Genomic DNA, 12,595 nt, shown 5'->3' on the forward strand with positions numbered 1-12,595 from the left:
CCGATCAGCGCAGCATGGATTCCCACACCTTCTGCAAGCGCTTGACGGACACCGGCATCGGCGTGCGCAGTTCCTGCGCGAACAGCGACACGCGCAACTCCTCCAGCATCCAGCGGAACTCGACCATTTTCGGGTCCGTGTTCTTGCCCGCATGGCGGTCCTTGCTGGCGCGCAGATACGGCGTGGCGGCTTGCTGCCATTCCGCCATCAGCTTGGTATCGCGGGCCGGATCGCCGCGCAGTTTTTCGATGCGCACGTTGATGGCCTTCAGGTAGCGCGGGAAATGCGCGAGCTGGCTGTAGTCGTTCTCGGACAGGAAGCGTTTGTGGACCAGGCCCTGCAACTGGCTCTGCATGTCGGCCGCCGCTTGTTGCGGCAAGCCTTGCAGGCGCTTGGGCAGGCCGTGGAATTCCGTCAGCACTTGCGACAGCAGGCGGGCGATCTCGTTCACCAGCAGCACCAGCCGTGACTTGCCCTCGTCCTTGCGCTTGGCGAACGAGGCGGCATCGATGGGCAGCGGGTCCTGCAGGCAGGCGATGTCGAGCGCCTTGTTGATGATCTCGTCGCGCAACTCCTCCTGCGTGCCCATGGCCATGTACTGCATGCCCATCTGCTGCAGGCCGGGGATGCTCTTTTCGATGAACTTGATCTGGTCCTTGAGCTGCAAGGCGAACAGGCGGCGCAAGCCCACGCGATGGGTGCGCGCGGCCACGGTTGGGTCGTCGAACACTTCCAGGTCGCAATGGGTGCGCTTGTCCACCAGCGCCGGGAAACCGATCAGCGTCAGCTTGCCCTGCGCGATTTCCAGCAGCTCCGGCAGTTCGCCAAAGGTCCAGCTGGTGAGGCCAGTCAACGTGATGCCATCGGTGGACGTGCCCTGTCCAGCCGCATCCGCCGCGCCAGCGGACGCGCCGCCCTTGCCCTTGGCCGCGTCCTGGGCGGACGCGCCGCCATGCGCCTGTTTGCCAGCGCCAGCCACACCAGCGCCCGCGCCCTGCCCTGCCGCCGGCGCGGCGCCACCCGTGCTCAGTGCGCGCATGCTCACGCCCTGCGCGCCCGACACTTCGGCCATCTTCTGGAAACTCTCGCGCGCCTGCGTGCCGAACTCGGCCTGCAGCGTGGCCAGGTTGCGGCCCATCTCCAGCTGGCGGCCATGCTCGTCGATCACCTTGAAATTCATGAAGTGGTGGGCGGGCAGCGTTTCCGGCTTGAAGTCCGTGGTCAGCACCGAAATCGTGATCTGGGCGCGGATGTCGGCGATGATGGCGTCGATCAGATCACCCCGCCCGAACGTGCCGGCCACCTGCACGCGTTCGCAGAACTTGGCCGCGTACTCGGGCAGCGGCACGCAATGGCGGCGCAGCTTTTGCGGCAGCGACTTCAGCAGCAGGTGCACTTTTTCCTTCAACATGCCCGGCACCAGCCACTCGCAACGCTCGCGCGGCAACTGGTTGAGCGCGTACAGCGGCACGGCCATGGTCACGCCGTCGCGCACGCTGCCGGGCTCGAAGTGATAGGTCAGTTGCATTTCCAGGCCCGTCACCGCCATTGTTTTCGGGAACAGGTCGGTGGTCACGCCGGCCGCCTCATGGCGCATCAGCTCGTCGCGGTTCAGATACAGCAGCTTCGGTTCGGCCGCCGTCGCTTCCTTGTGCCACTTTTCGAAACCGGCACCGTTGACCACCTCGGCCGGGATCAGCTTGTCGTAGAACGCGGCGATCAGTTCATCGTCCACCAGCACGTCGAGCCGGCGCGACTTGTGCTCCAGGTTCTCGATCTCCTTGACCAGCTTGTGGTTGTGGGCGAAGAACGGCGCGCGCGTATCGTAGTCGCCGCCGACCAGCGCATCGCGGATGAAGATTTCGCGCGCTTCGGCCGGGTTGAACTGGCCGTAATTGATGCGGCGCTGGCTGTACACCACCAGCCCGTACAGCGTGGCACGTTCGGACGCCGTCACCTGCGCGGAACGCTTTTCCCAGCGCGGCTCGCCCCACGATTTCTTCAGCAGGTGGCCGCCCACCTTCTCCAGCCACTCGGGCTGGATCTGCGCCACGCAGCGCGCGTACAGGCGCGTGGTGTCGACCAGCTCGGCGGCCATGATCCACTTGCCCGGCTTTTTCAGCAGCGAGGAACCGGGCCAGATGTGGAACTTGATGCCGCGCGCACCGAGGAAGCCGGCGCCCGGCTCGTCCTCGGACTTGAAGCCGATGTTGCCCAGCAAGCCGGTCAGCAAGGCCAGGTGCAGGTTCTCGTAGGTGGCCGGGGTGTCGTTCAGGCGCCAGCCCTGCTCCTTGACGATGGTCAGCAGTTGCGAGTGCACGTCGCGCCACTCGCGCAGGCGCAGCTGGGACAGGAAGTTGCTGCGGCAATTGTCCTGCAACTGGCGGTTGGTCTTCTTGTGCTCGATGGCCGACTCGAACCACTTCCAGATCTTGATGTAGCTGAGGAATTCAGATTTCTCGTCGGCGAATTTTTTGTGCGCCTCGTCGGCCGCCTGCTGGTATTCGAGCGGCCGGTCGCGCGGGTCCTGCACCGACAGGGCCGAGGCCACGATCAGCACTTCGTTCAGGCACACGTTGTCGAGCGCGGCCAGGATCATGCGGCCCACGCGGGGGTCCAGCGGCAGCTTGGCCAGCTTGCGGCCCAGCGGCGTCAGCTGGTTGTACTCATCCACCGCGCCCAGTTCCTGCAGCAACTGGTAGCCGTCAGCGATGGCGCGCGCCAGCGGCGGTTCGATAAACGGGAAAGTCTCCACGTCCGTCAGGTGCAGCGTCTTCATGCGCAGGATGACGGAGGCCAGCGACGAGCGCAGAATCTCCGGTTCCGTGAACTTGGGGCGCTGCAGGAAGTCCTGCTCCTCGTACAAACGGATGCAGACACCGTCGGCCACACGGCCGCAACGGCCGGCGCGCTGATTGGCGGCCGACTGCGCGATCGGTTCGATCTGCAACTGCTCGACCTTGTTGCGGTAGCTGTAGCGCTTCACGCGCGCCAGGCCCGCGTCCACCACGTAGCGGATGCCGGGCACGGTCAGCGACGTTTCCGCCACGTTGGTGGCCAGCACGATGCGGCGCGCGTTGGTCCGCTTGAACACGCGCTCCTGCTCCTCGGCCGACAGGCGGGCGAACAGCGGCAGGATTTCCACGTGCGGTGGATGGTGCTTGCGCAGCGCCTCGGCCGCGTCGCGGATTTCGCGCTCGCCCGGCAGGAACACCAGTACGTCGCCGGAACCGATGCGGCACAGCTCGTCCACGCCATCGACCACGGCATCCATCAGGTCGCGCTTGTCTCTGGCATTGTCGCGTGCCGGTGCCCCCTTGGCCGCCGGCTTGGGCGCATCGCCCGTCACCAGGTCGCGGTCCACGGGGCGGTAGCGCACTTCCACCTGGTACAGGCGGCCCGACACTTCGATCACCGGCGCCGGCTTTTCCGGCGTGCCGAAGTGGCGCGCGAAACGCTCGGCGTCGATGGTGGCCGAGGTGATGATCACTTTCAGGTCCGGCCGGCGCGGCAGCAACTGCTTCAGGTAGCCCAGCAGGAAGTCGATGTTGAGGCTGCGTTCGTGGGCCTCGTCGATGATGATGGTGTCGTAGCCCTTGAGCAGCGGGTCGGTCTGGGTTTCGGCCAGCAGGATACCGTCCGTCATCAGCTTGACGGAGGCGCCCCGGTTCAGCGTGTCGGCGAAGCGCACCTTGAAGCCCACGTGTTCGCCCAGCGGCGAACCGAGCTCCTGGGCGATGCGCTTGGCGGTGGACGAGGCGGCGATCCGGCGCGGCTGGGTGTGGCCGATCAGGCCGGCCTGGCCTCGGCCCAGTTCCAGGCAAATCTTGGGCAATTGGGTGGTCTTGCCCGAGCCCGTCTCACCGGACACGATGATGACCTGGTTATTCTGCAACGCCTCGGCGATCTCGTGGCGCCGGCCCGAGACGGGCAAGTCTTCCGGATAGGTGATGGGCGGAAGTGGATTGCGGAACGCCGCCTCGGCCGCCTTGGCCGCCTGCTCCTCGGGCGTCAGGCGCGCACGGCGCCCGTCACGCCCCTGCCCGCCCTCGCGCGCGGACACCTGCGCGCGCGGCGGCGGCGCGCCATCCCAGCGCGACTGCCCTTGGGCACGCGGCATGCCCTCGCCCCGCGGCTGTCCTTGCGGACGTGGCGCACCCTCGCCTTGCGAACGCGCCTGCCCCTGCGGGCGCGACTGTCCCTGCGCTGACTGGTTGCGGGGCGCTTGGGCTGGACGGGAAGGCGCGGTTTGCTGGCTGTTGGGCGAGGTTTTGGGCTTGTTGCTGGCTTCTGACATTGTTTTTTACAAAGGTATTTGGCGCGGAAGTCGCGCACCGAATTATAATGCGCCTAATGGAAAACCCTACCCAATTCGTCCAATGGCTGCGCTCCGTCGCGCCCTACATCCACGCTTTCCGCGGTAAGACTTTCGTGGTCGCCTTCCCAGGTGAACTGGTGGCCGCCGGCGCCCTGCAGGTGCTGGCGCACGACTTGTCGTTATTGCACGCGCTGGATATCAACGTCACCGTCGTCTACGGCTCGCGCCCGCAGGTGGCCGAACAACTGGCTTTGCGCAATGTGGAAGGCCGCTTCCACAACGGCGTGCGCATCACCGACCCTGCCGCCATGGAATGCGCCAAGGAAGCCGCCGGCGAGTTGCGCCTGGACATCGAGGCCGCGTTCAGCCAGGGCTTGCCCAACACGCCGATGGCGCACGCGGCCATCCGCATCATTTCGGGCAACTTCATCACGGCCCGCCCGCTGGGCGTGATCGATGGCGTCGATCTGGAAATGACGGGCATCACCCGCAAGGTCGATGCCGAGACCATCCATTCCATCCTCGGCTCGGACGGCCTGGTGCTGCTGTCGCCGCTGGGCTTCTCGCCCACCGGCGAAGCATTCAACCTGACCATGGAAGACGTCGCCTGCAGCGCCGCCATCGCCCTGCACGCCGACAAGCTGATCTTCATCACGGAAACGGACATGATGACCGACGCCGGCGGCGCGGAAATCCGCGAACTGTCGTCGCACCAGGCCCAGGCCGTCTTGCAGGCCGGTTTCCTGCCCGACGCCACCGCCTTCTACCTCAAGCACTGCGTCAAGGCGTGCGAGAACGGCGTCGAACGCTCGCACATCGTGCCGTTCGCCATGGACGGCTCGACCCTGCTGGAACTGTTCACCCACGACGGCGTGGGCACCATGATCAGCCACGAGAACCTGGAAAGCCTGCGCCAGGCCACCATCGAGGACGTGGGCGGCATCATCAAGCTGATCGAACCGCTGGAGGCGGACGGCACGCTGGTCAAGCGCGGCCGCGAGCTGATCGAACGCGAAATCGACTACTTCTCCGTCATCGAGCACGATGGCGTGATCTTCGGCTGCGCCGCGCTGTACCCGTTCCCGGAACAAAAGATGGCCGAAATGGCATGCCTGACGGTCAACCCCGAAGTGCAGGCCCAGGGCGACGGCGAGCGCATCCTCAAGCACATGGAGAACCGCGCGCGCGCCATCGGCCTGACCAAGCTGTTCGTACTCACCACCCGCACCTCGCACTGGTTCCAGAAGCGCGGCTTCGTGCCAGCCACCGTGGACGCGCTGCCCAAGGACCGCCAGCGCATGTACAACTGGCAACGCAAATCCCAGGTCCTGATTAAGTCTTTATAATTCGTATTTTCCTTACCGCTTTAGGAGTAACTCAGATGGCCCGCACCGTGCATTGCATCAAACTCAACAAAGAAGCCGAAGGGCTGGATTTCCCACCGTATCCTGGCGAGTTGGGCAAGAAGATTTACGAGTCCGTCTCCAAGGAAGCGTGGGCGGCCTGGCTCAAGCACCAGACCATGCTGGTCAATGAAAACCGCCTGAACCTGGCCGACCAGCGCGCGCGCAAATACCTGGCCACGCAAATGGAAAAGCATTTCTTCGGCGACGGCGCCGACACGGCCCAGGGCTACGTGCCACCAACCGAGTAAGCAACACCCACGCCGGACCCGGACGCGGGTCCGGCCGGCATCACATGGCCTTGCACTGGCGCAGTTCGCAGCGGGCCATGAAGACCTTGCCGTTATCGCAAGCCATGCGGTAGATTTCCACCGGTCCCGGCGCGCTGACCAGCCCCGCCCCCAGGCCGCCCACGCAGTCGTGCTGGCGCGCCATCCGTTCCACCGTCACCGACGACACGCCGGCCTGGAACGGCACTTTCTCGATTTCCACCCCATCGAAACGCACCAGCGGCGTGCCATCGGCCGCCACCGTGCGCGGCGCCGGCTGGCGCGCGGCCTCGACCCGGGCAGCTGCCTCGGCCTCGTCGCGCGCGCGCGACGGCAGCCAGGAACAGGCGCTCAACAACAAACTGCTCAGCAAACTGCAAGACAACGGCACAGCTAACGATAGCTTCATGGACGGACTCGGCAAAACTGCAGGGTAGAAAGATGTCGGCAGCGCACCGCCGCGCACTGGGGCGCGGCGGCGGCGCATGCCTTAGAACGCCAGCTTGCGCACGCCTTCAGGCGTGCCGAGCAGGCAGACGTTGGCGCCGCGGGCGGCGAACAGGCCGTTGGTCAGCACACCCACGATCTGGTTGATCTGCAGTTCCAGCGCCAGCGGATCGGCGATCGACAGGCCCAGCACGTCGATGATCTCGCAGCAGTTGTCAGTGATGAAGGCCTGGTCGGTGCCGGCCTGCAGGCGCAGGCGCGGTTCGCCGCCGAGCGCGGCCAGGCGGCGCATGACGGCCGCGCGGGCCATCGGCAGCACTTCCACCGGCAGCGGGAACTTGCCCAGCACCTCGACCAGCTTGGAGCCGTCGGCGATGCACACGAACTGGCGCGCCACGGAGGCGACGATCTTCTCGCGCGTCAGGGCCGCGCCGCCGCCCTTGATCATGGCGCCGGCGGCCGTGATCTCGTCGGCGCCGTCCACGTAGACGGAAATCTCGGGCACGTGGTTCAGGTCGTACACGGCGATGCCGTGGCCGGCCAGGCGCGCCGCCGTCGCCTCGGACGAGGCCACAGCGCCCTTGATGCGGTGCTTGATCTTGGCCAGTTCGTCAATGAAGAAATTGGCCGTGGAACCGGTGCCCACACCGATGATTTCGCCGTCGACCACGTAGTCGATGGCGGCGCGGGCGACCGCCTGTTTCAGTTCGTCTTGAGTCATGATTGCTTCTAAGTGGGTAGGAAAATGGCGCTATTTTAACGGATCGCCCGCCGCCGCCCCCGTTTTGCCGCAAAAATTGCGCTCGAACAACCCGGCGCGCCGCCACTGTCGCACACTTGCACACGGCGCGTTCGTACTTGGCCTGTGGCGGGCGTGATTGTGCGAGAATAAGTCAGCCCCGTCTCTATCAGGAACCGACATGGATCAACGCAAAACCATACTGATCGTGGATGACAGCCGCGTCTCGCGCATGATGGCGCGCCAGTACATCGCCGCCCTGCACCCGCACTGGGCGATCGAGGAGGCGGCCAGCGGCGAGGAGGCGCTGGCGCGCGCGCACGCGCTGGCGCCGGACTTGATTTTGATGGATGTCAACATGCCCGGCATGGGCGGGGTGGCGGCCGCCGAACAGCTGCGCCAGCAGTTTCCCGACACGGCCATCTCGCTGCTGACGGCCAATGTGCAAAGCGCGACCCGGGAACGGGCGGCCCAGATCGGCGTCGGCTTCATGGAAAAGCCCATCACCGAGGCCCGCATCGCTCAACTGGTCGCCGTGCTGGAAGCGTGAGCGCCATGTTCAACCTGAGCGAACTGGAAAACGACGCGCTGGTCGAAATCTTCAACATCGGCGTGGGACAGGCGGCGGCGGCCATGAGCGCCATCGTCAACGAGGAGGTGCGCATGTCCGTGCCCTCGATCCGCTTCATGCAGCGCACGGCCGCGGCCCGCCTGCTGGGCGGACAGGACGTACCGGCCGAGCGCATCTGCGGCGTCAGCCAGCATTACGCAGGCGCGTTCGACACGGAAGCAATCCTCATGTTCCCGGAGGATAAGAGCCTGGAGATCGTGCGGCTGATGGTGGGCGAGGCCGTGCCGCTCAAGGAATTGACGGAGATGGAGCAGGAAGCCCTGTGCGAGATTGGCAACATCATCCTCAACGCCTGCGTGGGCACGCTGGCCAACATCTTCCAGCGCGAGCTGCACGGCTCGCTGCCCGAGTACCACGTGGGCACCAGCGACGATATCCTCACGGCCTCGGGCAGCGCGGCCGACACCATCGTGCTGATGCTGCACATCGACTTCGTGCTGGAAAAGCACCAGATCCACGGTTACGTCGCCTTCATCCTCGACATCTCCGCCCTGCATGACCTGAAGGACCAGATCAACCTCTACATCGCGCGCGCGATGGGACAGGCGTGACGCCATGAGCGACGACGGCGACCGGCTGGCGTTGTTGCAGCAAGTGCTGGGCACACTGAACGTGGGCGCCATCGTGCTCGACGGCGAGCGCCGCATCGTGCTGTGGAATAACTGGATGGCGCGCCGCACCGGCCACAGCGCCGACAGCGTGACCGGCAGCGACCTGCTGCACCTGTTTCCCGAGCTGCGCGGCCAGCGCGTCGATGCGGCCGTGACCCAGGCCCTGCACAACAACTTCCCGTCGCTGCTGTCGCAAAGCCTGAACAAGGCGCCCTTCCCCCTGTATGCGAGCGCGGCGGCGGCCGCGCGCGGCGAGCGGGTGCAGCAGGCAATCGAGGTGACGCCGATCGCCGTCGCCGGCGCCGCCCGCCATTGCCTGATCCAGATCAACGACGTCAGCCTGGCCGTGGGGCGCGAAAAACTGCTGCGCGAGCAAACCATGGTGCTGCGCTCGCAGACTTTCTCGGACGGCCTGACCGGCATCGCCAACCGGCGCCACTTCGACATGGCGATCGAGAAGGAACACCGGCGTGCCCGGCGCGGCGGCCTGCCGCTGTCGCTGCTGATGATCGACATCGACAGCTTCAAGGCCTATAACGACCACTACGGCCACCCGCAAGGCGACCAGTGCCTGATCCAGGTGGCGGCCGCGCTGGCGGCCATGTTCAAGCGGCCGTGCGACCTGCTGGCGCGCTACGGCGGCGAGGAGTTCGCCGCCATCCTGCCCGACACGGACGCCGAGCAGGCGCGGCAGATGGCCGAAGCGATCCGCCTGCGCACGATCGAACTGGCGATACCGCACCTGCCCGGCGGCGAAGGGCATCTGGTCACGGTCAGCATCGGCATCGCCACCCGTCAACCCGACAGCGCGGCCGATGCCGCCGCCCTGATCAGCACCGCCGACCGCGCCCTCTACCAGGCCAAGCGCGACGGCCGCAACCGCGTGGCGGCGCAGGCGCTGGCTTAACGCTACGTTCTCAAGATATGCATAAAATATGCATGCCGACTACAATGAGATAGAATTTGATCCAAGCAAGGCTCAATCAAACTTGGTCAAACATAAGGTCAGTTTCGCCCATGCAGAGCAAGCCTTGCGCGACGACGAAGCGATCACGATCGAAGACCGGAGCGCACAGGGCGAACAACGTTTCGTTACGCTAGGCATGGATGCGCTGGGCCGCGTCCTGGTCGTCGTACATACGCCCCGTGGCGACAAGGTGCGGCTCATATCTGCACGCAAGGCCAGTCGGGGGGAAGCGGAGCAATATCATGCATAAACAATACGATTTCAGCGAAGGCAAACGCGGTGCCGTTTTGTCCTCTACAGGGAAGACGCGTATCACCATCATGCTCGACGAGGAAATACTCGAATATTTCCGCAAATACGCCGAGGCGCAAGGCAGCGGATACCAGACCATGATCAACGCCGCACTGCGGCAGTTCATCTTCGACCAGAGCAAACCTGCCAACCAGCCAGTGACGGAAGAAACGCTACGCAGGGTACTGCGGGAAGAACTGCACACCTCCTGATGCAACCTCACGGCCAAGGCCTTATTACGCCGTCAGTCGTGGAACGCATCCAGCGGCAGCGTCACCGTGAAGACGGTGCCCTTGCCCACTGCGCTCTGCACCGCGATGCGGCCATCGAGCACGCCATGCACGAGGTTGTAGACGATGTTCAGCCCCAGGCCGGAACCGCCCTTGCCCAGCTTGGTCGTGAAGAACGGATCGTAGATGCGCCCCAGGTGCTCGGGCGCGATGCCGGCGCCGTCATCACGCACTTCCAGATCGACCCAGCCATCGTCGCGCACGCGCGCGCGCACCGCTACGCAACCACCGTGGACGCCGTCGAAGCCGTGGATGACGGCGTTGTTGACCAGGTTGGTCAGCACCTGCCCCACCGCCCCCGGATAGCTGCGCATGCTGATGCCGGGCGGGATATCATGCGTGATGGCGACCCCGCAGTTCTTCAGCGACGGCCACAAGGTCAGCAGGATCTCCGTGACCACTTCGTCGAGCAGGAACTCTCGCCCCTGCGAACTGGCCCGGTCCACCGCCACCTGTTTGAAACTGGCCACCAGGTCCACCGCCCGGTTCAGGTTGCGCAGCATGATGTCGGCCGCCTGATGCACCTCCGCCAGGTGCGCCTCCAGCGCCGATTTGCGCAGGCCGGCGGCCACCTCGCCCTCGAAGCTGCGCACGTGGTCGGCCAGCGAACTGGCCGCCAGCAAGCCGTTGCCGATCGGCGTGTTCAGTTCGTGCGCCACGCCCGCCACCAGTGAGCCCAGCGCCGCCAGCTTCTCGCTGCGCACCAGGTCGTCCTGCGTCATCTTCAGCGATTCGAGCGATTGCTCCAGCTCCGCGTTGGTCTCCTGCAGCGCGAAGGTGCGCTCCTCCAGCCGGTCGCGCATGACCTTCATCGCGTACAGCAGGCTGGCGCGGTCACGCGGGGCGATGGCGATCTCAAGGTCCATCTGGCCGGCTGCGATCTGGCGCGCGATGGCGGTCGCATAGTCGGGCTCCCCGCCCAGTTGCCGCAGCAGCGAACGGGTGATGCCGAACGTGATGACGACACTGAGCAAGGCCGCGAACCCGCTCAGCGCCAGCATGCTGACGCGCGCCCGCTGGTAGGACGCATCGATCGCTGTCCTGGCCTGCTCCATCAGGGCGCTCTCGTGCTGCTGCAATTTTTCCAGGGCGCGGAAATAGTCGCCCTGATAGGGGTCCAGGTCAACCAGCAGCAGGTTCTTGGCCTCGCCCAGCCGTCCATCGGCCAGCAGTGCGATGAACTCCTCCTGGTTGAAAGTGTAGGCCGAGCGGATGATCTCGATCTGCTGCAGGATCTCCACGCCGGCCGGGTCGCGCACGTTCAGGGTGAGCTGGCCCATCAGCGCCGTCACACGCAGCTTGGCGCGCGCGATGTCGGCCAGCTGCGCCTTGACCTGATCCGGCTCGGTCATGATGAGCGTATTGCGCATGGCGCGCGCAACCGCCCCCAGCTCGAAGATCACTTCATTGACCAGCACCGTGTTTGGATACTTCTCGCGCAGCGCCTCGTCGGTGGTGCGGCTCAGGGCGCCCAGCCTGGCCACGCCCACCAGCGTCATCGCGATTAGCAGCACGATGACGAAGCCGTAACCGAACGCCAGGCGCTGGCCTATCTTCAGGTGCGGGAGGCGCATGGCCACAGTGGCTTCTGTCTGTTCTGTCTTATCTGTCTATCGTGCGCCGATGCCAAACACGGTCTTGTTCGCCACCGGCATCAACTGCTCGACGTTCTTGCTGGTCGCCACCAGGATAGGCACCATGATCTGCTTGGCCGGCGCCTTGCCGTGCAGGCTGTCCACCAGCGCCTCGGCCGCTTTCGCGCCCATCAGGTAGGGCTGCTGCATGCCGCAGGCCACCAGCGGCCCGGCCTTGAGCAGCGCCGCCACTTCCGGCATGGCGTCGAAGGAACCGATCAGCAACTCGTTCTGCCTTTTCGCGGCCTTGATGGTATGCAGCGCGCCCATGGTGGGCTGGTCGGTCTCGATGAAAATGCTGCGCAGCCTGGGCGTGGCCGCCAGCAGGCTTTTGACGTAGCCGCTGGTTTCCTCGGCCGAGTAGTTCTGCATCTGGCGCAGGCCCCCTTCATGGGTGATGCCGGCGTCCTTCATCGCATCGCGAAAGCCATTGGTGCGGTCCTGGCCATTCTTGCGCGCCAGCGAGATGGTCACCAGCGCGAACGGATCGCCCTGCCAGCCTTTTTCCTTGAGCGCGGCCGCCACCGCCGCGCCCACCTCGTAGGCGCCGCGATAGTTGTCGGACTTGATGTAGGAGACGTACTGGCCGCTGTTGGTGCCGATGTCGGCGATCACCACCGGCACGCCGGCCTTGCGCGCCAGCTCCAGCGTGTCGGGCGCGGTCTGGCTGTCGACCGGCGAGATGACGATGCCCGCCACGCCACGGGCGATCGCGTCGCGCGCATGCTGGAGCTGCGTCTGCGGATTGAGCTGGCTGTCCATCACGCTGTAGGCATAGCCATTGGCCAGCGCCGCCGACTCCACCCCTTTGCCCATCGTACTCCAGAACGGCAGGTCCAGCTTGGCCGTGATGTACACGATTTCCTTCGGCGCGGCGGCGGCCCCGCCATGCCAGGACAGAACCCCGAGGAAGGCGGCCAACGCCACGCCACGACAGAGCAACGCTAGTCGCATCATCATTGTCCCCCCGGCTGAGAAAGTTCACGTGTGCAAGT

12 protein-coding genes are annotated in these 12,595 nt (G+C 65.4%); 7 read left to right on the plus strand and 5 right to left on the minus strand.

The window, feature by feature from the left end:
- Positions 1–4: 4 nt before the first annotated feature.
- On the minus strand, positions 5–4,297 hold the full coding sequence (hrpA, locus tag H3H37_RS21745) for an ATP-dependent RNA helicase HrpA (RefSeq protein ID WP_182166444.1): 4,293 nt from the start codon (positions 4,295–4,297) through the stop codon (positions 5–7).
- Between the two features lie 56 nt (positions 4,298–4,353).
- On the opposite strand from hrpA, the gene argA reads away from it, so the two are divergent.
- Both argA and H3H37_RS21755 read left to right on the plus strand, forming a co-directional pair.
- Positions 4,354–5,664 (plus strand): amino-acid N-acetyltransferase, encoded by a 1,311-nt coding sequence (gene argA, locus H3H37_RS21750; RefSeq protein ID WP_182166446.1) that lies wholly within the window; start codon positions 4,354–4,356, stop codon positions 5,662–5,664.
- Positions 5,665–5,699: 35 nt separating this feature from the next.
- A complete protein-coding gene (locus H3H37_RS21755) occupies positions 5,700–5,972 on the plus strand; it encodes an oxidative damage protection protein (protein ID WP_182166448.1) in 273 nt (90 codons plus the stop codon).
- Positions 5,973–6,012: 40 nt separating this feature from the next.
- Here the strand turns inward: H3H37_RS21755 and H3H37_RS21760 are convergent, their stop codons facing one another.
- Both H3H37_RS21760 and rpiA read right to left on the minus strand, forming a co-directional pair.
- Positions 6,013–6,345: a hypothetical protein gene (locus H3H37_RS21760; RefSeq protein WP_311197574.1), complete on the minus strand. Its 333-nt coding sequence runs from the start codon at positions 6,343–6,345 to the stop codon at positions 6,013–6,015.
- Between the two features lie 135 nt (positions 6,346–6,480).
- Positions 6,481–7,158 (minus strand): ribose-5-phosphate isomerase RpiA, encoded by a 678-nt coding sequence (rpiA, locus tag H3H37_RS21765; protein ID WP_182166452.1) that lies wholly within the window; start codon positions 7,156–7,158, stop codon positions 6,481–6,483.
- A gap of 199 nt (positions 7,159–7,357) precedes the next feature.
- On the opposite strand from rpiA, the gene H3H37_RS21770 reads away from it, so the two are divergent.
- Genes H3H37_RS21770 through H3H37_RS21790 form a run of 5 tightly spaced genes read left to right on the plus strand, consistent with a single transcriptional unit; the run spans position 7,358 to position 9,888 of the window.
- A complete protein-coding gene (locus tag H3H37_RS21770) occupies positions 7,358–7,726 on the plus strand; it encodes a response regulator transcription factor (protein ID WP_182166453.1) in 369 nt (122 codons plus the stop codon).
- Positions 7,727–7,731: 5 nt separating this feature from the next.
- Entirely contained in the window at positions 7,732–8,358 is a 627-nt protein-coding gene (locus H3H37_RS21775; RefSeq protein ID WP_182166574.1) for a chemotaxis protein CheC, read from the plus strand.
- A gap of 4 nt (positions 8,359–8,362) precedes the next feature.
- A complete protein-coding gene (locus H3H37_RS21780; RefSeq protein ID WP_182166461.1) occupies positions 8,363–9,325 on the plus strand; it encodes a sensor domain-containing diguanylate cyclase in 963 nt (320 codons plus the stop codon).
- A gap of 28 nt (positions 9,326–9,353) precedes the next feature.
- Positions 9,354–9,635 carry a BrnT family toxin gene (locus H3H37_RS21785; RefSeq protein WP_182166463.1) on the plus strand — a complete coding sequence of 94 codons (282 nt, stop codon included), beginning with the start codon at positions 9,354–9,356 and terminating at the stop codon, positions 9,633–9,635.
- Positions 9,628–9,888 (plus strand): BrnA antitoxin family protein, encoded by a 261-nt coding sequence (locus H3H37_RS21790; protein ID WP_182166465.1) that lies wholly within the window; start codon positions 9,628–9,630, stop codon positions 9,886–9,888. The genes H3H37_RS21785 and H3H37_RS21790 overlap by 8 nt, the downstream gene beginning before the upstream one ends.
- Positions 9,889–9,920: 32 nt before the next feature.
- On the opposite strand, the gene H3H37_RS21795 is transcribed toward H3H37_RS21790, so the two are convergent.
- Complete coding sequence (locus H3H37_RS21795) at positions 9,921–11,540, minus strand: ATP-binding protein (RefSeq protein WP_229218971.1); 1,620 nt, start codon at positions 11,538–11,540, stop codon at positions 9,921–9,923.
- 36 nt (positions 11,541–11,576) lie between these two features.
- Positions 11,577–12,560, minus strand: coding sequence for a substrate-binding domain-containing protein (locus H3H37_RS21800; RefSeq protein ID WP_229218964.1), 984 nt, complete (start codon positions 12,558–12,560; stop codon positions 11,577–11,579).
- Positions 12,561–12,595 lie beyond the last annotated feature (35 nt).

Source organism: Rugamonas brunnea, assembly GCF_014042345.1.
Lineage (GTDB): Bacteria > Pseudomonadota > Gammaproteobacteria > Burkholderiales > Burkholderiaceae_D > Rugamonas > Rugamonas brunnea.